This is a genomic window from Bradyrhizobium sp. UFLA05-125, from assembly GCF_059803515.1.
This window is the reverse complement of record NZ_JBANBJ010000050.1, coordinates 14,439-39,085: the sequence shown is the minus strand read 5'-3', so window position 1 is coordinate 39,085 and position 24,647 is coordinate 14,439. Positions and strand designations below refer to the sequence as shown.

The following is a 24,647-nucleotide window of genomic DNA, read 5'->3' as shown; positions in this document are numbered from 1 at the left end:
CGCCGCCGGCTCTGTCGTTTTGCCGCCAGCCTACATCATCTTGCGGAGCTGCCAAACCTGGGGTTCCGCTTTCAACGGTTGGTTGGTGCATACCACCCCCGTTGCCGTTGCGCGGGGGGACGGAACGAATAGTGCCGCCGCTTACCCCAGCAGCACCGCGTCCGCCGCCGCGACCGACTCCGCGCTCTCCGTCACGGTGCGCTCCAGCGAGCTCGCCTGCACCGTGATGTTTTCGGCGAAGAAGCGGGCGAGCGAGACGTAGCGGGGCGCGTCAGGGTTGCCGTCACTCTTGGCCGCGAGTGCCTCGCTTGCCAGCATGCAGCCGCCGAGCGTCGCACCGAACTGCTGGAGATAGGGCGTCGCGCCGGCCAGCGCGTCGTTCGGCGCCTCGGCCAGCCGCTCCAGGAGCCACTTGCTGGTACGCTTGAGCGCGTCCAGCGCCTCGCGCAATTTGACGCCGGTGGTGCCGAAGGCGGGATCGTTGGAGGCCTCGACCTGCTTGATGATGCCGGAGAGCTCGCCGAGCAGCGCCCAGACCGCGGAACCGCCGTTGGCCGCGAGCTTGCGCGTGACGAGGTCGATCGCCTGGATGCCGTTGGTGCCTTCATAGATCGCGGTGATGCGCGCGTCGCGATAGTGCTGGGCCGCGCCGGTCTCTTCGATGAAACCCATGCCGCCATGCACCTGGACGCCAAGATAGGCGACCTCGTTGCCGACGTCGGTCGAATAGGCCTTTGCAATCGGCGTCAGCAGCGCCGCGCGCGCCGCAGCCTCGACCCGCACGCCGGGATCCCTGGCGCGCGTCGAAACGTCGATTGCGACCGCCGTCGCATAGCAGATGGTGCGCGCGGCCGCGGTCTGTGCGCGCATCCGCATCAGCATGCGCTTGACGTCGGGATGCACGATGATGGCATCGGAGCCGTCGCCCTTTTTGCCGAGGGCGCGACCCTGCTTGCGCTCCTGCGCGTAAGCCAGGGCCTGTTGATAGGCGCGGTCGGCGACGCCGACGCCTTCGAGGCCGACGCCGAGGCGGGCCTGGTTCATCATCGTGAACATGCAGCGCATGCCCTGGTTCTCTTCGCCGATCAGAAAGCCGATCGCGCCGCCATGATCGCCCATGGTCATGGTGCAGGTGGGAGAAGCGTGCATGCCGAGCTTGTGCTCGACACCGGACGCATAGATGTCGTTGCGGGCGCCGAGCGAGCCGTCGGCATTGACCATGAGCTTTGGAACGAGGAACAGTGAAATTCCCTTGGTGCCCGCAGGCGCATCAGGCAGGCGCGCGAGCACGAAATGCACGATGTTGTCGGTCATGTCGTGCTCGCCATAGGTGATGAAGATCTTCGTCCCCTTGATGCGATAGGTGCCGTCGGCCTGCCGCTCGGCGCGGGTGCGCAGCGCTCCGACGTCGGAGCCGGCCTGTGGCTCGGTGAGCTGCATCGTGCCGGTCCATTCGCCGGTGACGAGCTTTTCCAGATAGATCTGCTTCAACTCGTCGCTGCCATGCGCCTCCAGCGCCTCGATCGCGGAAGCCGTGAGCAGCGGGCAGAGGCCGAAGGCGACGTTGGAGGCGCTCCAGATCTCGGTGCAGGCCGCGTTGATCGCGAGCGGCAAACCTTGGCCGCCGAACGCCTCTGGCCCCGACACCGCGTTCCAGCCGCCATCCGTCCAGCGCTTGTAGGCATCCGGCCAGCCGGGTGCGGTCGTGACCTTGCCGTCGTCGAGCTTGATGCCATTCTCGTCGCCGACGCGGTTGAGTGGCGCGAGCACGTCGGTCGCGAACTTGCCGGCTTCCTCCAGCACGGCCGATGCGATATCGGCGTCGAAATCGCCATAATGGCCGGCCTCCACGGCGGCCTTGAGGCCCGCGCCGTGGTTGAGCGATAGCAGCATGTCGTTGATCGGCGCGCGGTAGGTCATGGCGTACTCCCGGAAACCTCGTTGGCGCCGTATTCCCACGAAACCGCCGAGGTCTCAATGGCCGGGAGGGCCAAGTTTCGTGACTGGGAGGCCAGGACCGGCGCGGGCAGGGCTCGCATAATAGAGTGTGACGCAGACGGTGCCCGCCGCCGGCCAATTTGCGCGGAGGCGGTTGAAATGGTCGTCTACTCTCTGTAGACCGGCGGGACCCGAAGGGAATCCGCCGGTTCTGGCGCCGTTCCCGAAGGTCGTGTTGGGGCGTAGCCAAGCGGTAAGGCAGCGGATTTTGATTCCGCCATTCGGAGGTTCGATCCCTCCCGCCCCAGCCAACCAGTGTGCCGTTTAGTAATGGACTCTAGGAATGGCAGAAAAGCCCGCCAACAGCGGGCTTTTGCGCACTAGCAGTAGTCTCCAGACTCTCGTTCCGCCGTTTTCGGCGGCCAAACTACCGAAAGTCTCCGGCCAATTCTGCGAATATTCCCGTTTTCGGGAGACTGTAGCTGGAGACTTTGTTCGATCGCGACTGCCGCCCGAGGCTCGCAGTGTCATGTGGGTGATCGTCGCAACAGAACCTACGTCGCAACAGGCAGTCAGTCAGGAAGACTTTAGGGAGGGGATTAGGGCATTTTAGCAAGGGGCATGAACCCTACGAAGTACCACGCCGTCATGACGCCTATCAGAATGCCGAGGTACGCCGCCCGTGCGGAGTTTGAATTTGGCCCACATGCGCAGTCCGTTGACAGTCGCGATGAAAATTCGTGGCGGCGGTTGAAGGTTTTGAGGCGTCAAATAAATCGAGTGATCGGCATCGGCGCCGGTCCGGGATCATGGCGGATGAGTCCGCTTTGCGTGACAGCGCACCTTCGAGCAACCCGCCGACCTCGCCTTGGGGCTATTTCAGACTCATGCGTCGCAGCAAGAAACGCTCTCGAGTCTACGCAGGCAAGTGGTCGAGGGCCCTTGTCGGCTATTCCAGGATTTTCAGCGAGCCGCTTCCGAAGCCGGAGACGTCATTCCCCTGATCACAGGTTAGTGCAAAGCCTCCGGCCGGGCTGACACTGTTCGCCGAAGGCGTGCATCAATGGACCTGACGAACTTCTTCATCTGGCTCTCGCTCGTTTGGGTCGCGGTGGTCTCCGGCACGTTTCTGTTCGTTCTGGTCGCGCCCTAGCATCACCGGCCTCGGCACGTTCGTCGCGAGCAGGCGCTCGATGTCGGCGCGGTCGCGGCCGGTGAGACGATGGACCTTGCCGAGGCGCGCGCGGGCGACGCGCCAGAAGTGGTCCCGCTCGGTGGGATCGTTCAGCCGGTCCTCGACCACGGAGGCAATGCGGCAGACGATCTTGAGCTGCGCTTGGCCGTCGAGCAGAACGCGCTCCAGCAGGATGGCGTCTTGAACCCATGGCGCGGGTTCCTTGAGATAGCGCGATGCGAGGCGACGGCGATTCCAAGCGATCTCGAATCCCGGCATGATCGACTCTCCCTGTCGATGATGCCCCAGCCGGTACGGCAAATGATCACAGCGTCGTTAATATTCTCCTTAGGACTATTAGCGCTCGCGTTTTGGACGCAGTTCATTCGTGGTGAAGGCATAGCAAGAGCACTGGATCAAGCCGAACTCGCCCGTCTGGGCCCTAGGTAGCCGCGCGCTTCTCGCTTCAATCGCCACCATCGGGTCGGGACGCCATCGGCTGACGCTGTACCGCTGCATTCGCGAGAGTAGCATTCCCGACCCTGACACTTGAGAACGGCGCGGATACGAGCGAGGAGGATGACAGCCCCAACGATAGCGACCACCCGCATGGATTCCCGGGTCCTACAGGCCGCGGACGACCCGCGGGGACCGTCGCGACCGCAGCTATTCAAGATATTTGCGGCGAGAAAATCCACGGTTGCAGATGAGAAGGGCGGTGCGTCCTACTTAATGTCCGCTATGCTCCGATAGCGACCAAGCTCCGCAGCGCAGCGAAATGGCGTGGCGGGCCAGGGGCGGAACTGGCGCCCCTGAGGATCTAGCATCTTTTCTTATTGCTCTGGCGGCACTTCACGGCTTACGTTTGCGAATAGAGGTATGCTGAGGATGCCGATCCGGGGAGGGCGGGCGGCGAAATCAACGGTGCCGGCCCACGCCGACTGCGTCGGATTGCTCGCCCCTTATTCCTGACCATTGGCACGCTCGTGCCTTTAGTGAGTGACCACGGCCGCCAAGCGACGCCGCGAGGAGCCTTGGTTCCGGACGTCAACGAGGTGATGATCATGAAACAATCCAAACACACGCGTCGTGCCTTCAGTATTGCCGCTGTCGCTGGCGTGGCGGCCTTGGCGGGTGCAGGCGGCATCGTCGCCGTGCAGGCCCAGCAGAAGGTCGTGAAGGTCGGCGTGACCCTGCCGCTGACGGGCGCCGATGCTGACGATGCGTCGAAGATCCAGCACGGCTTTCAGATTGCGATCGACGAAGCCAACGCCAAGGGTGACATAGCCGGCTATAAGATCGAGATCGTGACTTACGACAGCGGGACTGCGACTGCCGGCCAATATGATCCGGCTCAGGCCGCGACCAACACTAAGAAGCTGATCTCCGATCCGCAGGTCGTCGCCAATCTCGGCCCGCAAATGAGCGGCGAAGGCAAGGCGATGACGCCGATCCTGAGCGAAGCCGATCTCGCCACCATCACGCCGAGCTCGACCAATCCTGATATCACGAACCCGAAGATGGCCGGCCAATTCAGGCCGAAGGGCAAGCCAATCTATTTCCGCACCGTCACGACGGACGCCTTCCAAGGCCCGAACATGGCGAACTTCTATTCCCAAACCTTGAAGGTGAAGTCGGTCTATGTGCTCGACGATGCGGGCGCATACGGGGTCGGCATCGCCGACGCCTTCCAAAAACAGGCCGAGAAGAACGGGATCAAGATCGTCGGCCGCGACCAGCTCAACCCGAAGGAGGCCGATTACACGACGATCCTCACCAAAATCAAAGGCCTCAATCCCGACGCGCTCTATTACGGCGGCGTCGCGCAAGCCGGTGTCAAGCTCGCCAAGCAAGCCTATGACGTCATCCCGAAGATGCCGAAGGGCGGCGGCGATGGCATCCAAGGCGGCAGCTTCTTCACCGGCGTCGGCTGGCCGGCGGTCGAGGGCTGGTATTCGACCAATGCGGGTCCGCATATGACCGATGATCCGGCCGCGGCTGCTTTCGTGAAGACCTTCACCGAGAGGTATAAGCAGCAGCCGACCGACTATTCGATCACGGCCTATGACGGGGCGCTGGTGGTGATCGACGCTATCAAGCGAGTCGTTGTGAGCGGCAAGGAAGTGAACCGCACGAATGTGCGCGATGCCATGCAGGCCTCGAACCTCAAGACCCTGCAAGGCATGATCTCCTTCGACGAAAACGGTGACATCAAGGACCGCACCGTCAGCGTCTTCCAGTACAAGCGCGACAGTAAAGTTCCCGCGGACGACTACCAACATCAGCAGATCTACGTCGGAACGGCGCCCCAGTCCTGATCAGTGCTGACCCTGCAACACTGAGGCGGGAGCCGGAGAGTGAGTTCTTGGGAAATCCTGCTTCAGCAGGTGATAAATGGAGTGAGCCTGGGCGCGATGTATTCGCTCCTCGCGCTTGGGTTCACGATGGTCTACGGGATCATCGAGCTCATCAACTTTGCCCACTTCAACGTTTTCATGGTGGGCTCCTTCATCGCCCTTTGGGTGATGCATGCTCTTGGCTTTTTCGGCCAGAGCGAGGTGCTTTACGGCCTGCCCCTGGTCGGCGTGCTCCTCTTCGTGCTCATCGTGACGATGCTGGGCACAGGCGCGCTGGGCGTGGTGATCGAGCGCTATGGCTTGCGGGCCCTGCGCAACGTATCGGGCACTGCGCCGATGATCACCACCATCGGCATCTCCTACATCCTTTATAACCTCATCTTGCTCGGGGTCAGCGCCGAGACGATCAACTACGCGAACCCCATGCCTCCGGTGCGCTGGGAGATCGGTGGAGTCGTGCTGCGCCTGCGCGAGGTGCTGCTCTGGACGGTGTCGATCCTCCTGATGCTCGCCCTGCATTATTTCGTGCGGCGCACCAAGATGGGCAAAGCCATGCAGGCGACTGCCCAGGATCAGGAAGCGGCCCGCATGATGGGCGTCGACGTGGACCGAGTGGTGCTCATCACCTTCTTCCTCGGCTCGGCGCTGGCGGGTGCCGCGGGCTTCATCTTCGGTCTGTACTATAATTATACTAATTTCGCGATTGGCTACACGGCGGGCTTGCGGGCCTTCACCGCGGCCGTGCTCGGCGGCATCGGCAGTCTGCCGGGCGCCATGCTGGGCGGCGTGCTGATCGGCCTCATCGAATCGCTCGGGGGGCAGTATCTCGAGGTGCGATGGACCGATGTGATCATCTTCTCAATCTTGGTACTGGTCCTGGTCTTCCGTCCGACCGGTTTGCTCGGACGCGCGGCTCCCACGAAATCCTAGAAGTGGTCCTCCATGGCCCAACCGCAACTTCAACAATCGGACGCGGCCCCGGGGATTGACCAAAGCGGAGCTTCCTCGGGCTTCCGGGAATGGACGCAAGGGAGGAGGGGCCGCCGGGCTTTCCTCGTCGCCATCCTCGCTTTCGGCCTCTGCTTTCCCTTCATCTTCCCCAATGAAGGCATCATCGACGCCGCCGCGAACGCGCTCGCTTTCGCGATCCTGGCACTCGGCCTCAATATCGTGGTCGGCTTCGCTGGCCTCCTCGATCTCGGCTATGCCGCTTTCTTCGCCATCGGCGCCTATGCCTACGGCATCTTCTCCTCTTACCAGGTGCAGCCGGAATGGTGGGGTTTCTGGGAGCCGTTCCAGTGGCTCGGCTTAGTCCAGCATATCGAGGACGCGGGCGGCCCAGGCACGGTACATTTCACCGTGTCCTTCTGGTTGATGCTTCCGATCTCGGCGATCATCGCGGCGCTCTTCGGCGTGCTGTTCGGCGCGCCGACCTTGCGCCTCAAGGGCGATTACCTCGCCATCGTAACCTTGGGGTTCGGCGAGATCGTGCCGATCGTGGCGCGCAATACGCCCTATCTGACGAATGGCGCCATGGGCCTGAACGGTGTCTCTTCGCCGTCGCTGTTCGGCTATAGTTTCGGGGTCAAGTCGACCCCGTTCTTCTATCTCGGGCTCGCTCTGGCGGCGCTCCTGATCTTCGTAAGCATTCGCCTCAAGGATTCGCGCATCGGACGCGCCTGGCTCGCCATCCGCGAGGACGAGATCGCGGCGGAAGCCATGGGCGTCAACCGCGTGAAGCTCAAGCTCCTAGCCTTCGCGACGGGCGCCGGCTTCGCGGGCGCCACGGGCACGTTCTACGTCGCGAAGTTGCAGACCGCGACGCCTGAGATGTTCATGTTTCCGGTCTCGGTCATGCTGCTCGTCATGATCGTGCTCGGCGGAACGGGAAGCGTCGCCGGCGTCGTGCTGGGCGCGCTCCTCTTGCAACTCCTGCAATCCTGGTTCCTCCAGGATCTAACGCAGTGGATCCACGCCTTCGGTCATTTCACGGGAATCGAGTTCTTCCAGAGACTCGATCTCGTGCAATCGATCGAGCTCATCTTCGGCGTCATCCTCGTGCTCATGATGCGCTTCAGGCGCCAAGGCCTCATTCCCGAGCGGGCGGCGGTATCGGCGCTCTCCCATGCGCAGCAGACGGCGGTGCCGACGCGCGGCGCAATTCAGAACGCGCTTGCGCCGTTGCACCGCAGGGCGATCGACCCGAACAAGCCGCTCCTCGAGGTCAGGGGCCTCTGGAAATCCTTCGGCGGCATTCAGGCCGTCAGAGGCATCGATCTCGATGTGATGCCGGGAACGATCGTCGGCATCATTGGCCCGAACGGTTCCGGCAAAACGACCTTTTTCAACCTCATCACGGGCTTGACTCCGCCCAATGGCGGCAAGGTTCTACTCGCCGGAGAGGATGTGACGGGGCTGCCGCCCCATCTCATCGTCGAGCGCGGCATCGCGCGCACTTTCCAGAATTTGCGCCTCTTCGCCAACATGTCGCTGATAGAGAATGCGCTCGTCGGCACGCATACGCGCACCTCGACGGGCGCTATCGGCGCCGTGCTGCGCACGTCGCATGTGCGGCGCGAGGAGGAGGCCTCGCGTGCCCGCGTCATCGAGGTCATCTCGATCTTCGGCAATCGCCTGATGCCGCGCATCCAGCATCTCGCGAAGACGCTGTCCTATGCCAATCGCCGCAGGCTCGAGATCGCGCGCGCACTCGTTTCGGAGCCCGTCCTGCTGCTCCTCGATGAGCCGACGGCGGGCATGAACCCGACCGAGACGCTCGAGCTCACCGATCAGATCCGGCATCTGCGCGATCGCGGCGTCACCGTGCTCATGATCGAGCACAAGCTCGCCGTCGTGAACGAGATCGCCGACAAAGTCATCGTGCTTGATTACGGCCAGAAGATCGCCGAGGGCACGCCCAGGGAAGTCCACTCGAACAAGGACGTTCTGCGTGCCTATCTCGGACGCTCAACAGACGAAATCGCAAAGGCTGCCGCCGCTTCTTGAGTTCAACGACGTCAATACCTACTACGGCGAACTTCACGTGCTCAAAGGCGTGAATTACCGGGTGGGTGAAGGCGAGATCGTGTGTCTGCTCGGAGGCAACGCCTCGGGGAAATCCACCACGATGAAAACGATCTTCGGCATCGTGAAGCCGAAGAGCGGCACCGTGACCTATGGCGGCGCCATAATCAACAATCTCCCGACCGCCGAACGCGTCAAACGCGGCATTGCGCCGGTCCCGGAGGCGCGGCGCCTGTTCCCGCGCATGACAGTCCTCGAGAACCTCGAAATGGGCGCCTTCACACGCTCGGACCCCAAGGGGATCGAAGCCGACAAGGAGCGCGTCTTCGAGCTCTTCCCGCGCATCAAGGAGCGGCTGACGCAGCTCGCCGGCACGCTTTCGGGCGGCGAGCAGCAAATGGTCGCCATGGCTCGCGCGCTCATGGCCCGCCCCAGGCTTCTCTGCATGGACGAGCCTTCCATGGGGCTCTCGCCGGCCTTCGTCGATCAGGTCTTCGACATCATCCAGGCGATCAACAAACAGGGCACCGCCATCTTCATGGTCGAGCAAAACGCCAATATGGCACTCTCGATCGCCCATTACGGCTACGTGCTCCAAACCGGCGAGGTGGTGCTGCAAGGTTCCGCGAAAGATCTGCGTGACAACGAGATGGTGCAGCAAGCCTATCTCGGGGAGATGAAGACGCAATAGGAAGCGAAGGTCGGCGCGTCGGCTGGAATGGCCGGAGAGCAATGAGAAGGCAGAAAACACGCCGGCGGGAAAGCAAATCTATCGTAGAAGTCCCGGTGTATATGAATAACCCAAACCAGAAGGTCCTTTGCACCGAGAGCTGCTATTGTTGAGCGTTCTTGCGTCTAGGGGATGACGATTGTGTCTCCAGCAGAACTATCGAGCAGCGAGGCTGCACGACTGCGGGCCTTCGAATGCCAACTTGCCGCGATCATCACAGACGAAAGTAATCGCGAAGCTTTTCCATCTGCGATGAAACCGGCCCTGCAGGCTATTGTCGAGTAGCGGCGTGGTGCACTGCATGAGTCTGCTTCTGGCCCTGACCGGACATGCGCCCCTCCTTTGGGCGCTACAATAAATCGGTGCGCGTGGTAGACTTTCTGTCCTGTCGGTGAGGACGGACAGCGTCAAGTCCGAAGAGGGCCGCGATGCAGCAAATTGCTGAATGGCTCGAAAAGCTCGGCATGGCCGAGTACGCGGAGAGGTTTGCCGAGAACGACATTGATATGGCCGTTCTCCCCGACTTGACCGATCAACATCTCAAAGACCTTGGCGTTTCGCTGGGCCACCGGTTGAAAATGCGGCGTGCGATCCGCGATCTCAGCAACGTCTCGGCTGCCGTAACGGCACCTTCTGCACTCTTGGATATCGAGCCAACTCGGCGAGACGACGCCGAGCGTCGCCAACTGACAGTGATGTTCACCGACCTCGTTGGCTCGACCGCGCTCTCGACCACGCTCGACCCAGAGGATCTGCGTTCGGTAATCGGCGCCTATCATAGGTGCGTCGCGGAAACGGTCGCCCGGTTCGACGGCTTCGTGGCCAGGTACATGGGCGATGGGGTGCTCATCTATTTCGGCTATCCCCACGCCCATGAGGATGATGCCGAGCGTGCCGTCCGGGCGGGACTGGCGATCATCGAGGCGATCGGCAAGCTGGGTATCCAGAAGCCGCTCCGGGCGCGTATTGGGATCGCGACGGGCTTGGTCGTGGTCGGCGATCTCGTTGGTGCCGGCGAGGCGCAGGAGCGCGGGGTGGTGGGCGAGACGCCGAACCTGGCGGCTCGTCTGCAGGGGATCGCTGAGCCGAACACGGTTGTCATTGCCGAAGGCACGCGAAGGCTCCTCGGCAACCTCTTCGAGCTGCGCGACCTGGAGCCAGGGGAGCTCAAGGGGTTCGCCGGGCCAGTGAAAGCTTTCCGCGCGCTGCAGGCAAGTTCTATCGAGAGCCGCTTTGAGGCGATGCACCCCGGCGGGCTGACTGCACTGGTGGGACGAGAAGAAGAACTTGGACTGCTATTGAGGCGCTGGTCGCAAGCAAAAAGGGGCAAAGGTCAGGTGGTGATGCTATCCGGCGAGGCCGGGATAGGCAAATCCAGGCTCTCAACCGCGCTAATGGAGGGGATTGCAGCCGAACCTCACACGCGGTTACGTTACTTCTGCTCGCCGCAACACACGAACAGTGCATTTTATCCAATCATTGGGCAGCTTGAAACTGCCGCCGGATTTGCAGTCGGGGACACACCGCAAACAAAGCTCGAAAAGCTCGGTGCCCTGCTGGCACAGACCAGGACGTCCCCGCAAGACGCGGCGCTTTTGGCCGAGATGCTGTCACTTCCCAACAACGGACGCTACCCCGCTCTGGAGCTTGCTCCCGGACAGCGGCGTCAGAAAATGCTGGAAGCACTCGGCATTCAGCTGGAAACCCTGGCGCGCTTCAGCCCCGTGCTGATGATCGTCGAGGATGCGCACTGGGGCGATCCCACGAGCCTGGAAGCCTTCGGTCGCACGCTAGACCTGATCGCAACGGTTCCCGTTCTCATGATCGTGACGTTCCGGCCGGAGTTCGAGGCGCCCTGGATCGGGCGGCCGCACGTGACCGCCATGACGATCAATCGGCTGACGAAACGCCAAGTCGGCGCCATGATCGACGGCGTAGTCGGCAACACGCTGCTGCCCGCGGGCATCAGGCAGGACATCATCGAACGTACCGATGGCATCCCCCTGTTCGTGGAGGAGATGACGAAGGCAGTGCTGGAGGCGGAGGGCCAGAGCGCGGTCGAACGCACGATTGCCGTCGTTCCGTCCCCGGCCTTGGCGGTCCCCGCAAGTTTGCACGCCTCATTGATGGCGCGGCTCGACCGGCTCGGCCCTGCCAAAGAAGTGGCACAGATTGGCGCGGCGATCGGTCGGGAGTTTTCGCATGCTCTCCTGGTGGCGGTGGTGCGCATGCCAGAGGCGGAACTGGGGTCGGCGCTAGACCGTCTCATACAGACTGGTTTGCTTTTCAGGTTGGACTTGCCGCCGAATGCGACTTATGTATTCAAGCATGCCTTGGTGCGGGACGCGTCCTATGGCACGTTGCTGCGCGAGCCCCGCCGCGCGCTTCACGCGCGCATTGCCGAAGCAGTTGAAAGCCAATTCGCCGAGACAGCCGAGAGCCAACTGGAGTTGCTGGCACATCACTGCACTGAGGCCGGGCTGATCGAGAAGGCGGCGGCCTTATGGGGCAAGGCGGGACAGCGGTCGCTAGCGCGTTCAGCGCTAGTAGAGGCGACGGTTCAGCTAATCCGCGCTCTTTCACAGATTGCGACGCTGCCGGGCACACCAGCGCTGCGTCGCGACCAGATCAACCTGCAGGTCGCGCTCGTGAATGCTTTGATGCACACCAAGGGCCACGCGGCCCCTGAGACTATCGCATCTCTCGATCGAGCCCGCGCCTTCATCGAGCAAGTGGAGTCACTCGGAGAGTCCCCTGAAGACCCGTTGCTCCTGTTTTCAGTCCTCTATGGGTTCTGGGTCGCGAACTATATCGGGTTCAACAGCGACGCTCTCCTCGACTTTGCGACAGAGTGCTTGGCGCTTGCCGAGAAGCGGGGAACGATGGTTCCACTCATGCTTGGGCATCGTCTTATGGGTACGTCTCTGATGTGTACGGGGGCCCTTGCGGAAAGTCGGGCACATTACGATCAGGCGATCGCGATCTACGATCCCGCCGAGCATCGCGCGCTGGCGGCTCGATTTGGCCAGGACATCAGGGTCGCAGCCCTATCCTATCGGTCCTGGGCTCTGTGGCTTCTTGGCTTCCCCGAGGCTGCACGCAGAGACGCTGAACAGGCGCTCAAGGAAGCGCGCGAGATCGGCCAAGCGGCCACGTTGATGTATGCCCTGTTCCATACATCCTTTACCCATATCTGCTGCGGAAACTATGCGGCAGCAAGCGCCGAAGCTGATGAACTTGTGCCCCTGGCAGACGAAAGAGGTTCCTTGTTTTGGGGGTCACTCGGAACGCTGGCCCAAGGTTGCGTCTTGGCCCTCACTGGGAAGGTCTCAGACGCCGTCCATGTGATCACCTCGGGTATCATCGCGCGTCGGTCAACGGCGGCAACAGCGCTAGAGCCATTCTGGTTATCGTACCTGGCAGGCGCTCATGCTGAACTCGACAACTTCGATGATGCACTGTCCTGCATTCACGAAGCCATGATCAAGGCAGAAACAACCAAGGAAAGTTGGTTTGAGGCCGAAATCAAGCGCATGGCAGGCGAAATCGCGCTATCGTTGCCCGATCCTGACGCAACGAAAGCGGAAGAATATTTCGAACACGCGCTGGCGGTCGCTCGTCAGCAGCAAGCAAAGTCCTGGGAATTGCGTGCGGCTGTGAGCATGGCGCGGCTGTGGTACGATCAGGGCAAACGACAGCAGGCCCACGATCTTCTTGCCCCGGTCTATGGTTGGTTCACCGAGGGTTTCGACACCCGCGACCTGAAGGAGGCGAAGGCCCTGCTGGATGAGCTCAGGCAGCGAGAGTGCTTATAGCGGCAAAGGAGCAAAGAGAGGTCGGCTCTTGGCCCGTCGCGCCAGCGCTGCAGAATTTTGTCGCGACCGGGGCATAGCGGGCGTCGATAAATACGCTCTCCTGCTGTTAACGTCGCGGCCGTTCCTTTAAGACGAATTTGAAGCCAATGGCGCGGATCCCGGCCACGGTAAGCAGAGATTGAATGCGGTCAGGTCCTGTTTTTTCATCCAGTCTCAGGGGTAACTGTCAGAGCGCTTTGGGGCATTGTGACCCTGCATTGGAGTAGGTAGATTCCTATTCAGGGGTGCGGGAGCGATCCCGTGACCTGCGACGAAAATGAGTTGCTCTCGGAAGGGCCGTCGTCTTCCGCACTCTCACTTCTGTCTCTTATACACAGCCGCAGCCCCACCCGCAAAAATCGCCGTCACCGAGGGACCAATGACTGTTTACGACCCTGACGTTCCGAAGACTGCCGAAGAGATCGAGCTGGAAGACACAATCGCCGATCTGGCCTATCGCTTGAAGCACGCGCGCGAGGGCAGCGCCGAATACAAGTTTATCGAGCGTCAGCTCACCGGCGTCTTCCATGGCAGCGAGCTTGGCGGCCTCATCATCGAAGAGTATGAGATGCGCGCGGAGCTGGCGGTGCCTCGCCGCCGCTAACGGCTGCCGGACCGGTCGGCCAGACACCCCATCACGCCCGGCGCAACAGTAAGCACACGCTCCGCCTAGCGTCGCGGGGGGAGGACCCGGGGGCATTAGTCGGGATTGAAGCGACCAAGGTACCGGTACCGGTTACTATGGCACGTCTTCTACATCATTTTCCGCGAGGCACTTGAGTACGAGGGCGTGTACTCAGTAAGCGCTTGGCCGACTGATGTCCGCTCAACCCCCAACAGCGGCGGAAGAGCGGACATTGCCCGAGGTCGCAGAAGGGCCATAATCGGACGTAAGCAGGTGCAGCAAGAAACTCCCGAACAGGCACGCCCAACTACTCAATGACCTCGCGCAACTCCACGTCACGTGAATGCTAGTCCGGTCTCAGTCCGCAACTCTGAGGACCACCTTGCCTTCGGTGTTACCTTTCTCGACATACTCGTGGGCTGAACTGACGTCGTGGAAGTCAAACACCTTGCTGATCTTCGGCTTGACCTTGCCGGCATCGATCAAGCTACCTATCTCGCGGAGCTCTTCCCCGTTCTCCTGAACGGTAAAACGCGCAGCGCGCACGCCGAATTCGCGCGTGCTCTCCTGGAACGGCTCCATCATCGTTGAAACGAGGATGCCGCCTTTTTTCAGCACGGGCCAGGAACGCTTCCGCGTCTCGCCGCCGATCAGGTCGAATACGACGTCGACCTCGCACACCACGTCTTCAAACTTCTGCTTCTTGTAATCGACTACGACGTCCGCGCCGATTTCCCTGACGAACGCGAAATGCCTCTCCGAAACGGTCGTAATCACGTGAGCACCCTTCGCTTTCGCCAACTGGATGGCCAAGTGGCCGACGCCGCCTGATCCGCCGTGGATCAAGACGTGCTGCCCTGCCTTCAGTTCTCCATATCTGAACAGCCCCTGCGAGGCGGTCAGCCCTGCCAACGGCACTCCTGCGGCGGTGAGATGGTCGATTGATCTTGGCTTCGGGGCACCCTCGTTGGCTTTGACGATGACATGCTCGGCATAGGCTCCGCGATCGATGCCCAGCATCGCATAGATTTGGTCGCCCTTCCGGTGTCCGGTTGTTTCCGCGCCACAAGCCTCCACGACGCCTGATACGTCGCGGCCGAGCACGTAGGGCAGCATGTCGGATTTGACCGCGGGATATCGGCCTTCGCGGATCTTCCAATCGACCGGGTTGATGCTCGCCGCCTTCACCCTCAGCAGTATTTCGTTCGGCCCTGGCGCGGGGACCGGAAGCCTTCGGAACTTCATGACCTCACGCGCGCCGAACGTGTCGATCCTGACGACATCCATCATGGTCATGAGACACTCCTGGATATGCTTCAATTCAACAGCGCCCGGGCCTGCTCATTACCGGACAGCATCATCCAGCATGTTGGCCGCCGAGATCGACGCAACGATCTGACTGGTGGTCACGACTGCACTCGCGTAATTCGGGATATTGATGTCCAGGGCAGCATGCATCATCTCGTCCGTGTAGTCCGCCGTCGCATCCCGAACGACGGTGACGTCATAGCCGAGCTCGGCGGCGAAGCGCACAGTCGCTTCGATGCAGGTATGCGCGATGAGCCCGACGACGATCAGCTTATGGATGCCGTGTTTCTTGAGCTGCAAGTCCAGGTCGGTGTTGGCGAAGCCGCTGGAACACCAGTGTTCCTGCGCGACAATCTCACCTGGCGCCGGCACGAACTCGGCGCGAAATTCGCCACCCCATGTGCCGTTTTCGAACGCTTTGTGCTGCCACGTGGCGCGTTGAATCGGCGCAATGTAGGTCCATGTCTCGTAGTCGCCCGCACGATATCGATGATGCATCACGTAGAAGACGCGAAGCTTCGCCGCGCGCGCGGCATTCAGGACCTTCAGCATGTTGGGGACGCAGCCATTTGCTTCAGCCACAGCCTTGATGCGGGGCCAGATCTTGCCTCCCTCGGAAATGAAGTCGTTGTAGGGATCGACCACCAGGAGGGCGCTGATGCTCTTGTCATATGTCGGGGTCGTCATGACGTTGTCTCCTCAGTGGCCGGCTGCTGCGCGCTGGCGGACCGGCTCGTCCACGACCGCGCAGCGCACCCCATGAAGTTTCACCACCATTCCGGCAGTCTCTTCTTTCCATCGCGCAAGGGAGGGCCCTTTCAGATGGGCTTCGAATGCCGCGGCATCCCGATACATTTCGTAGACGCGAACTGTCGTATCCTCGTCTTTCGCCAGCAGGACTTCGAATTGCAGCGTGCCCGGCTCATCTTTCAGGCGTGCCTTGTGCGCCAGCAGCAAAGTGACGACCTGATTTCTCTGCCCCGGGACAACCTCGATGGTGACGACATTCGCAAATTTGGACATGACAGCTCTCCTCAATGATGGGCGTTTACGTGATGATCTATCGTCCCGTGACTGCGATCACGGCTTCCTTGACCTTCGCGACGGCATAGTGGGCCGCGAGGTCGAGCTCGATATGGGGAATGTTGGGCAGCTCGTCGGCCGCGACGACGCAATCGATGATCGCGGGCCCGTCGACTGCAAGTGCTTCGGCGATCGCGCCATGCAACTCGTCCGGATGCCTTGCCCTGAATCCATGGCCCCCGCAGGCGCGGGCGAGCGCGACAAAATCCGGATTCGGAAATTCGATCGCCTCCCGAAAAGCCGGCAGACCTACGCCCTCGGCCTCCAGGAAAATGAGGCCAAGGCCGGAATTATTATAGACGATAACCTTCACCGGCAGCTTGTGGTGCACGGCCGTCAGGAACTCGCACATCAGCATGTTGAAACCACCATCGCCGCAAAGGGCGATGACCTGGCGTGAGCGATCCAGCACCTGGATGCCGTTTGCCTGACCAAGCGCGGTTCCGACACCGCAATTGTTGAACGAACCCAGGATCCGCTGCGATCCAGTCTGCCGAATCCAGTTGCCGGACCAGAGTGTGTTGAGACCTGTATCGATGAGGAATACCGCATCGCGTTTGGCAGCATCGCTGACCGCGCGTGCGACCGCCTGCGGATGGATGCGGTCGCGGCTGCGCTTCGGGTCCGCTTGCTCGTCCAGCATCGCATCCCACTTGCGACGCTCGCTAGTCACACGCTCGAGAAATTTTTTGTCGCGCTTGGCGGCGAGCTGGTCGAGCAGCAGCTTCACGGTCGGTCGCACTGACCCAACAACGCCGAATGCGGTCGGAGCCCGGCGTCCGAGCACGGCGGCCCTCTCGTCGACTTGAATGACAGCACCCTTTTGCGGCATAAATTCCGAATACGGGTAGTCCGTACCGAGCATCAGAAGCAAGTCGCAATGCATGATCGCGTTGTAGACCGCTTTCGTGCCAATCATGCCGATGCCGCCCATCCAGCGAAGGTCGTCAAAAGGCATGATATCCTTGCCTTTGACCGAATGGATCAGGGGAGCGTTGAGCCGATCCGAGAGTGCCCGAAGCTCGTTAGCGGCGCCGTGGCATCCGCTGCCGCACATGATGACAATATTCTCGGCCGCATCGATTTGGCGCGCAATTGCAGTGACGTCTGTTGCGCTAGCAGCAAACTCGGACAACGGCCTCAACGTGGCGACGCTCGTAACGCTGCCATCAGCTTTGGCTGCAATCACGTCTTGCGGCAGCGTCAGATGCGCGACGCCGCGGCCCGCATAGGCAGCCGAGATCGCCTGATGAATCACTGCCGGCGCCTGTGCTGGCGAGGAAACGGTTTCGCTATAGAGGCAGACGTCGCGGAAAAGCAGATTCGGTTCAGTTGTCTGGACATAGTCGGTTCCGCGCAGTTTGCGCGGCATGTCGCCGGAAAGCGCAAGCACCGGCGCATGGTCGCGCGCCGCTTCATAAAGGCCGGCGACGAGATGCGTGCTGCCAGGACCGGTCGTGCCCGCGCACACGCCCAAGCGACCGGTCAACTTGGCTTGCCCCGCAGCGGCAAGCGCTGCTCCCTCCTCATGGCGGACACCGATCCACTCTATCTTGCTACGGCGAACGGCGTCGCCCAGCGGGTTTAGGGAGTCGCCGATCAGACCGAAGACCTGCCGAACCCCGATCTGTTCGAGCACACCGACTAGGACGTCCGCTACCATTTGGGCCATCTGCCACTCCTTCGATTGGCTTCGTTCGCCAACCCTATTTACGCGAAGCTGGGAGAAACGCCCGTTATGCGTTGCGAGACCCTGTGAGGTCCCGTGAGGCGGTGTTAGCCGCTGCCAGAGGTGCAACTTGAACAGCGTGAGCGAGCGAACCGGCGCGCGGATGGTTCCCAACCATCAAGGAGTGTGCGCCTGACAATGCCAGGCTCGGTTCCTCTCTTTGATCCGGAACAGGACGTGGTCACGCCACGGGGCGGTGTCAGAAAATGCCCAGCGCTGCCAAGCTTTTAAGAGCCAGATGACTTGAGAGGCCTCCCGTCCTAAATTGGGCCTCAAGGGCCGGCAAGCGTGAAACGCAATGGTTCCGAGGGTGGCGTCAAGCAAAGATGTCCTGTCGTTTGGGCCCTTTCGCCTGGCCCCGAGCGAACGGCTGCTCACCAGAGAAGGCGCTCCCGTTGAATTGGGCGCACGCGCTCTCGACATTCTGATTGCGCTGGTCTCCAGGCCTAACGACGTCATCGGCAAGAATGAGCTACTGTCGCACGTTTGGCCCGACGTCACGGTCGAAGAAAGCAGCCTGCGCTTTCACATGGCGAGCCTGCGCAGGGCGCTCCGCGATGGCAAAGAAGGTGCCCGCTACATCTCGACCTTGGCGGGCCGGGGCTATTGCTTTGTGGCGCCGGTTTCGCGTTCGAGCGACCAGGACTCCGCAGCTGGCGCAGTTGCAGCCAGTTTTCCTTACGCCAACCTGCCGGGCCGTTTATCGCACATGGTCGGACGCGACGAGGACGTTCCGCGCATATCGACTCATCTGATCGATGCCCGCCTGGTCAGCATCGTCGGCATTGGTGGCGTCGGCAAAACCACCGTAGCTATCGCGGTCGGCCACCATCTGCGCGAAGCGTTCAGGGGGGCGATCATGCTCGTCGACCTGAGCATGCTGAGCGATCCTAATCTGGTGGCCACGGCGATCGCTTCGATGCTGGGATTGTCGGTTCACTCGGAGGACGCGACCCCGGCCTTGATCGCTTATCTGCGCACCAAGCGGATGCTGCTTATTCTGGACACTTGCGAGCATCTCATCGACGCCATTGCGGCACTGGCATCGCAGATCTACGCGAAGGCGCCGCAGGTTCACATTTTGGCGACCAGCCGTGAAGTTCTTCAAGTCGAAGGGGAGCATGTCTATCGACTGGATCCGCTCCCCTGTCCGCCCGAAGAATCGGAGGTCATGAGCGCGGCCGCGCAGACATTTCCAGCGCCGCGCCTGTTTATTGAACGGGCGGCAGCGAGTGGCGCTCACCTGGAGTTAAGCGAAGCCGACGTGGCAATTGTTGTGCGCATCTGCCGCAAACTTGACGGTGTGGCGCTCGCGCTCGAGTTGGTCGCCAGGCGCGTCGACGCCTACGGTCTGCAGCAAATCGAATCCCTTCTTGACCAGAGTCTCACGCTGCTTTTGCTGGGACACCGCAGCACGACGCCGCGGCAAAAGACGTTGCAGGCGACGCTCGACTGGAGCTATCAGCTTCTCTCCGAAGTGGAGCGTGTCGTGCTGCGCCGGCTCGCCGTATTCGTCGGGCATTTCAGCCTCGACGCCGCGTTGGCGGTCGTCACCAGCAACGACATCGATCAATCACAGGTTTTGGCGGCCATCGATAGCCTTGCTGGCAAATCGATGATCGCCATCCGTCCGATAGACGCCATGATGCGCTATCGGCTTCTTGACACGACACGCACCTACCTCCTCAACATCGCGATCGACGACACTGAAGCAGCCGGCTTGGCAGGGCGTCACGCGACGTACTATCGACGGTGGCTGGAGCAGTCCGGCAGCGAATGGCCGACATTATCGAGCGGAGTGGAGCGGTTCCCTCACTTTGCCGCGTTGAACAATGTCCGTAAGGCACTTGAATGGTGCTTCGGGCAGGAGGGCGATATTGAAATCGGCATCGGCCTCGCGGCTGCCGCCGCACAGGTATTTCTCGCAATGTCGCTCTTGCCCGAATGTCATCGCTGGTCGGAGCGGGCAATTCTCGCACTCGACGACACGCGCCGCGCGGGTCACGAAGAAATGCATCTTCAGGCGTCGCTTGGAGTGTCGCTAATGTTCACGCGCGGCAACAGTGAAGGGGCACGAGCTGCCTTGGACAGAAGTCGCACAATCGCCGAACAGCGTGATGAAGCACCCTATCAATTGTACCTGATGAACTTGTTGCACCTGTTCCACACTCGCGTCGCGGATTTCAACGGCACTTTACAATATGCAGAGCGCGGCGCTGCCATTGCCAGGAGAATTGGCGGGCCGGCGGCTATGGCGCTGGCTCATTCTCTTCTCGGAAGTTCACTTCTCCATATAGGAGATCTCGCGGGCTCTCGCAGAGAGCTTGAGAAAGCGCGTCTGGGCGGACCGAGTGCTCGTAGGGCCGGTACGGTCTATATCGACTTTGAGTATTACAACTACGCTGATATCAATTTAGCTAGGACACTATGGCTGCAAGGCCAACCAAACCAGGCCTTGGAGCGCGTGCACCAAGGCGTGAAGAACGCAGCATCCATCGGCCATCCAGTAGCGCTTTGCCGAGCTTTGGTCTGGGGGGTGGCGGTCCTCATTCGGGCTGGCGATCTCGAAGGCGCTGATGAGCATGCGAACAGACTTGTCTCTCTTGCCGAACAGCATTCCTTGGAGCCTTATCTGGCCATCGGCCAAGGCCATAGGGGCGCACTGGCGATTCGTCGCGGCAATGCGAGCGAGGGAGTCCGGAGCCTGCAGCGCTCTCTGGAAACGCTCCATTCGGCGCACTACAAGCTGTTTACGACCGAATTCAATATTGCGCTCGCCGAGGGTCTGGCAACAATCGGAGAGTTCCGCGAGAGCTTGGCGCTGATCAATGAGGCGGTTCTCAGCGTAACGACGAACGGCGACCTTATATACATGCCCGAATTGTTGCGCGTGAAGGGAAACGTGCTTGCTTCCATGCCGGAGCCCAACATCGAGGAAGCAGAAGCGTATTTTACGCAGTCGCTTGAACTGAGCCGTCAGCAAGAAGCTCGCGCATGGGAACTGCGCACCGCCATCGATCTGGCCCGACTGTGGGCCAATCGCGGTAAATCGGAGCACGGTCGAACACTGTTGCAGCCGATCCTCGAGCAATTCGTGGAAGGGCGAGACACCGCAGATCCGATGACAGCTGCGCGTTTGCTGGCGGAGTTGGAGCAGCATCAATAGAAGTGAAGCGCAAGGTCGCCCAGCCTGGCCCAGCTTCGGGTGTGACGACGCGCGGAAAACGCCTCGCGCATCGCGAGAATGTGCGCTTTCGCGCCGGAAGCGAATATGACATGTGGGCCCGCCGAAGTCCGCTTCGGGTCAAAACCGGTAATACTCTGACCGAGCGGAATATTTCCGCTTAGCCCTCAAGATCGGACATCTGCGAGTTAATGATTACACGCCCTTCTGTAATGGGCCCGATGATGTCAAGCCTCCCGAGGGAACATCACGCCGCCGAGCTCATGCTTCTGTCCGTGGTCAACGCCTGGCCGCCACATCATGCTGTCAGAGGGAGCGGTGAGCCTATCTAGATACGCGTAGTTCGTCAGATGACGGCCACTGGGCGTGTAACGGCTTCACCGGATCCACCGTCCCGGCGACAGGACTTCGGGCACCGGGCTTCAGTTCAGCCCGGTTGCGTTCCTGATCTCCTCTACCTGTTCTATGCTGCGATCGGTCCCGCTTCAGCCCATCGGTAAGTTGTGCCGTTGACCCAGATCCGATGCAGGATCACAGCGAGCTTGCGCGCCAGAGCGACTTTGGCGCGCTTCGAGCCTCGCCGCTTGGCTACGTCCATCCCCCAGCGCTTGAGTTTTGAGAACCGCGTGATGCGCGATAGCAGAACGTTGGCAGCTTCATACAACACCGTGCGGACTATCTCGTCACCGGCCAGCGTGATCCCGCCCGTGACGTCCTTTTCTCCCGATTGGTATTTCTTTGGCGTTAGCCCAAACAGCGCGCCGGCTGATTTTGACTTCGTGATGCGATTGGGGTCGTCAATCGCCGATTTGTATGTAATAGCCACCAGGGGACCAACGCCTGGCACTGTCATCAGCCGGCGACAGATCGCATCGTCATGTACGGCTGCCAGCACAGCCTTGTGTAGCCTTCCGTACTCTGCCTTCAGAGCCAATCGTGCCGAAAGCATCGCCGTGGCAATGCGCTCCAATGTTGCCTGACCCGCGACCAACTCTCGGATCCGCGCTTCGAAGGTTTTTCGCGTCACAGGGCCAACCTTCAGCCCAAAACCACGCAATATCCCTCGGATACTCAATTCCACATCGATAAGTCGCCCAAGAAGCTGCTTGCGCGCAACCAGCAGCGCTCGAATCTCTTGAGCCCCTATCGACTTCGCGTGCACCGGGCTGAACCATCCCATCCGGATCAACTGGGCAATCCCGCGTGCATCCTTGCGATCAGTCTTCACTGTCATCGCTGACAATGCTGCCTTCACATGCCGTGTTTCCAGCAGAACCGTCTCGAAGCCCGCTTCTTTCAGCCCCGCATGCAGCCATTGCGACAGCGGCCCAGCCTCCAGCCCGATCCGCTTCACTGCAAAGCCAAGCATTTCGAAGAACTCAACTAAGGCGTCGGGTCCGCTCGCGACCTTCGTTTCCTTCGGGATCTTACCCTGGGCATCCACGACGCATACGCTCGACAGTTCCAATGACACGTCAATTCCGGCATAGTTCTCCACGGCTGTTCTCCGTCTCCAGATGCTTGGGGCCGACTCAAGTCGTGACCCCGTTTCATCATCTATCGGGGGACAGCCACCATCATCACCCCTTGGCTCGGAGCCGGGCCCACTACGGCATCTAGCAGATTTCCCATTTCGATCAGCGTTCGGATATTGCGACCAAGGGTCCAGCAGGTCCGCCATCGGAAGTCTCGTAGTGCTTGATGGGGAAGGGGTGAGTCAATTTGACCCACAGAAGCTCCTTGCGGAATTCGCTGCGCAGTCCAGTAGCTCGAGCAGCGGCAGAATCCGTCAGCAATAGCTGGATCGCTTCCCTGGTCATGCGCTGCGGTGCAGGCCTTGCCGATGCTGATCGAGAGATAGTCCCCGGGCTGGGAGCAAGTGCGAAGCCACCTCCGGTCAACAGGATCGCATCGGACTTTTGCTCCTCCATCTTCGGGGCGACAGCCTGAGCGGCGATGAGCGCTCCTCCGATGTTCACGGCGAGATCGCTGTTGAAGTCTGTCGCGCGGCTGTTCAGAGAGGGTCGCCTTGCGCGCGGATACGGCGTTGTAATGCAGGACGTCGATTGAGCCGTGCTGCTTCCCAACCTCAGCGACCAGCTCCGCGACGCTGTTCGGATCGCCTGCGTCCGCTCTGCGAACGTTAGCCTTGTACCCTTTTGATATCAGCCTTTCGGCCAGCTCCTGCGTCTTGGCGACGTTCCGAGCGGCCAAAACCACCTGAAAACCCTCTTTGGCAAAGCGTTCGGCAGTCGCGAAACCCATTCCCCGGCCCGCTCCGATGCTGAGAAATGTCTTAATCTCCTGTTCCTTTCGACGCTGCACTTGAAATCGGTGATGCCATCGTTGCCGAAACCATCAAGCTCGTGGTCGAAAACATTGTCGCTTCCCGCCGCGGCTGCCCCAGTCGATCATGCCATCAGCGTTTACCTCGTCACGAGATGGCATTTGCCGCTCGCTAAGCCAGTCGGCGAAGAAGATGTGTACCTCGTGCGTCGCCGCCAATCGCTCGGGCTCTCGCCGGTCAGCTTCCTGAATGCCGCGGCGAAGGCGGTCTGAGAGGAATAGCCAAGAGCGGCTGCGATCGACACGATTGCATCGTCGGTGTCACGCAGCATGTTCATGGCCTGCTCGAGATGGTGTTGGCGCAGCCAAGCATGCGGCGACAGTCCGGTGCTTTCCTTGAAGGCGCGGCAGAAGTGGAAGCGCGAAAGGCCTGCATCCGTAGCCAGCGCGGCAAGCGATATGTCCGCATCGCTGTCCGAACGCAGACGTTCGATGGCGCGCCTCAGCGCCTTGGGCGACAGCCCGCCCATGACCGGTCGGAATGTTGCAGGTGGGCCGGCGTGCGCCGCGAGCAGGCGCGTCGCCAGAAGATCCGTCAATTGGTGTCTGAATAGCGTATCCAACGCCGCGCAGCCGTCCAGCGCGTCGGCCGCGCTCAGCAGCAATCGGGATGTAATGAGGTCGGGATGCGCAGTTCGCTCCACAAGCTCGCCGGGGGCGGTTGTGCCGGCTTCGTGGGCAACGCGATTGAGCGTTGTCTGCGGGAGATAGAGCTGGAGGACGCTTAAAGGCTGGTAGATGTCCCATCGTGAGGTTGAACCGGCCGGAATGACCGTCACGGTCCCGGGACGGGTCATTCCGTGCACGTACGCTTTACCGTCGCGGCGCTCGAACCGCACTGGCTCGGCGGGGAACGTCATGATGACGTGGTCGGCCATGGGCCGGACCACGTCGTGCAGGGGGTCATGTCTCCAGAAGGTGATCACGCCGCTGGATGGGTCTGAAGCCATGCGGAGTGGCGCCGTCTTGAGCACGCGGGTCATTTCCGCATCGGCGTGGGGGCACTCGGCAATCTGAAAATTGTTCTCCTGCGTGTCGGGCACCACCGCGGAGTCTTGTGAACATTGGTGGTTGATCGGTCTGCTCATGCCAGAAGCTCGCTTCAGGAAGGTTCAAGGTTGCTGCCTCACGTAAGCAACTATGGGCGCAAACGGCACCTGGCGGTATCGTACAGGCTGCCGAATCTGACTAGTTCAGCAGGTAGTTCAACCTCAACCTAAGGATAGTAGGGTACGTACCAATGGCTACTCCGCCAGCGCGTCAAAACGGCCAAGCAGTTACTGACGGTTTCGGGC

Annotated in this window: 16 protein-coding genes and 1 tRNA gene; 8 read left to right on the top strand and 9 right to left on the bottom strand. The window is 61.0% G+C overall.

Annotated features, from left to right (window positions below; translation table 11 throughout):
- Positions 1-141: 141 nt before the first annotated feature.
- A complete protein-coding gene (locus SO156_RS32010; RefSeq protein ID WP_498537540.1) occupies positions 142-1,920 on the bottom strand; it encodes an acyl-CoA dehydrogenase family protein in 1,779 nt (592 codons plus the stop codon).
- 254 nt (positions 1,921-2,174) lie between these two features.
- On the opposite strand from SO156_RS32010, the gene SO156_RS32005 reads away from it, so the two are divergent.
- Positions 2,175-2,249, top strand: a tRNA-Gln gene (locus SO156_RS32005).
- Positions 2,250-2,998: 749 nt separating this feature from the next.
- Here the strand turns inward: SO156_RS32005 and SO156_RS32000 are convergent.
- Positions 2,999-3,433, bottom strand: a complete 435-nt coding sequence (locus SO156_RS32000) for a hypothetical protein (RefSeq protein ID WP_498537539.1) — start codon at positions 3,431-3,433, stop codon at positions 2,999-3,001.
- Positions 3,434-4,176: 743 nt separating this feature from the next.
- Between SO156_RS32000 and SO156_RS31995 the strand changes: the two genes are divergently transcribed.
- The 6 genes from SO156_RS31995 to SO156_RS31970 all read left to right on the top strand — a co-directional run bounded on the left by SO156_RS31995 (position 4,177) and on the right by SO156_RS31970 (position 13,681).
- Positions 4,177-5,430 (top strand): branched-chain amino acid ABC transporter substrate-binding protein, encoded by a 1,254-nt coding sequence (locus SO156_RS31995; protein ID WP_498537538.1) that lies wholly within the window; start codon positions 4,177-4,179, stop codon positions 5,428-5,430.
- 39 nt (positions 5,431-5,469) lie between these two features.
- Positions 5,470-6,399 (top strand): branched-chain amino acid ABC transporter permease, encoded by a 930-nt coding sequence (locus SO156_RS31990; RefSeq protein WP_498537537.1) that lies wholly within the window; start codon positions 5,470-5,472, stop codon positions 6,397-6,399.
- A gap of 12 nt (positions 6,400-6,411) precedes the next feature.
- Positions 6,412-8,475: a branched-chain amino acid ABC transporter ATP-binding protein/permease gene (locus tag SO156_RS31985; protein ID WP_498537536.1), complete on the top strand. Its 2,064-nt coding sequence runs from the start codon at positions 6,412-6,414 to the stop codon at positions 8,473-8,475.
- Positions 8,420-9,184 (top strand): ABC transporter ATP-binding protein, encoded by a 765-nt coding sequence (locus SO156_RS31980; protein WP_498537535.1) that lies wholly within the window; start codon positions 8,420-8,422, stop codon positions 9,182-9,184. Before SO156_RS31985 ends, SO156_RS31980 begins: the two co-directional genes overlap by 56 nt.
- Before the next feature lie 467 nt (positions 9,185-9,651).
- Positions 9,652-13,038, top strand: a complete 3,387-nt coding sequence (locus SO156_RS31975; protein WP_498537534.1) for an adenylate/guanylate cyclase domain-containing protein — start codon at positions 9,652-9,654, stop codon at positions 13,036-13,038.
- A gap of 418 nt (positions 13,039-13,456) precedes the next feature.
- On the top strand, positions 13,457-13,681 hold the full coding sequence (locus tag SO156_RS31970; RefSeq protein WP_458150852.1) for a hypothetical protein: 225 nt from the start codon (positions 13,457-13,459) through the stop codon (positions 13,679-13,681).
- Between the two features lie 378 nt (positions 13,682-14,059).
- Here the strand turns inward: SO156_RS31970 and SO156_RS31965 are convergent, their stop codons facing one another.
- From SO156_RS31965 to SO156_RS31950, 4 genes are read right to left on the bottom strand one after another with little or no spacing between them, the layout of a single operon-like run.
- Positions 14,060-14,998: an NADP-dependent oxidoreductase gene (locus SO156_RS31965; protein WP_458150851.1), complete on the bottom strand. Its 939-nt coding sequence runs from the start codon at positions 14,996-14,998 to the stop codon at positions 14,060-14,062.
- 48 nt (positions 14,999-15,046) lie between these two features.
- Positions 15,047-15,697 carry a cysteine hydrolase family protein gene (locus SO156_RS31960; RefSeq protein WP_458150850.1) on the bottom strand — a complete coding sequence of 217 codons (651 nt, stop codon included), beginning with the start codon at positions 15,695-15,697 and terminating at the stop codon, positions 15,047-15,049.
- 12 nt (positions 15,698-15,709) lie between these two features.
- Positions 15,710-16,033, bottom strand: a complete 324-nt coding sequence (locus SO156_RS31955; protein ID WP_458150849.1) for a putative quinol monooxygenase — start codon at positions 16,031-16,033, stop codon at positions 15,710-15,712.
- A 37-nt stretch (positions 16,034-16,070) separates the two neighbouring features.
- Positions 16,071-17,765: a thiamine pyrophosphate-binding protein gene (locus SO156_RS31950; protein ID WP_498537533.1), complete on the bottom strand. Its 1,695-nt coding sequence runs from the start codon at positions 17,763-17,765 to the stop codon at positions 16,071-16,073.
- A gap of 355 nt (positions 17,766-18,120) precedes the next feature.
- Between SO156_RS31950 and SO156_RS31945 the strand changes: the two genes are divergently transcribed.
- Positions 18,121-20,988: an ATP-binding protein gene (locus SO156_RS31945; RefSeq protein ID WP_498537532.1), complete on the top strand. Its 2,868-nt coding sequence runs from the start codon at positions 18,121-18,123 to the stop codon at positions 20,986-20,988.
- Positions 20,989-21,469: 481 nt separating this feature from the next.
- Here the strand turns inward: SO156_RS31945 and SO156_RS31940 are convergent, their stop codons facing one another.
- The 3 genes from SO156_RS31940 to SO156_RS31930 all read right to left on the bottom strand — a co-directional run bounded on the left by SO156_RS31940 (position 21,470) and on the right by SO156_RS31930 (position 24,440).
- The gene (locus SO156_RS31940; protein WP_498537531.1) at positions 21,470-22,504 is read right to left on the bottom strand and encodes an IS110 family RNA-guided transposase; all 1,035 of its coding nucleotides are present in this window, start codon (positions 22,502-22,504) and stop codon (positions 21,470-21,472) included.
- 59 nt (positions 22,505-22,563) lie between these two features.
- On the bottom strand, positions 22,564-23,331 hold the full coding sequence (locus SO156_RS31935; RefSeq protein WP_498537530.1) for an SDR family NAD(P)-dependent oxidoreductase: 768 nt from the start codon (positions 23,329-23,331) through the stop codon (positions 22,564-22,566).
- Positions 23,332-23,432: 101 nt separating this feature from the next.
- Positions 23,433-24,440, bottom strand: coding sequence for a helix-turn-helix domain-containing protein (locus SO156_RS31930; protein WP_498537529.1), 1,008 nt, complete (start codon positions 24,438-24,440; stop codon positions 23,433-23,435).
- Between the last annotated feature and the right edge of the window lie 207 nt (positions 24,441-24,647).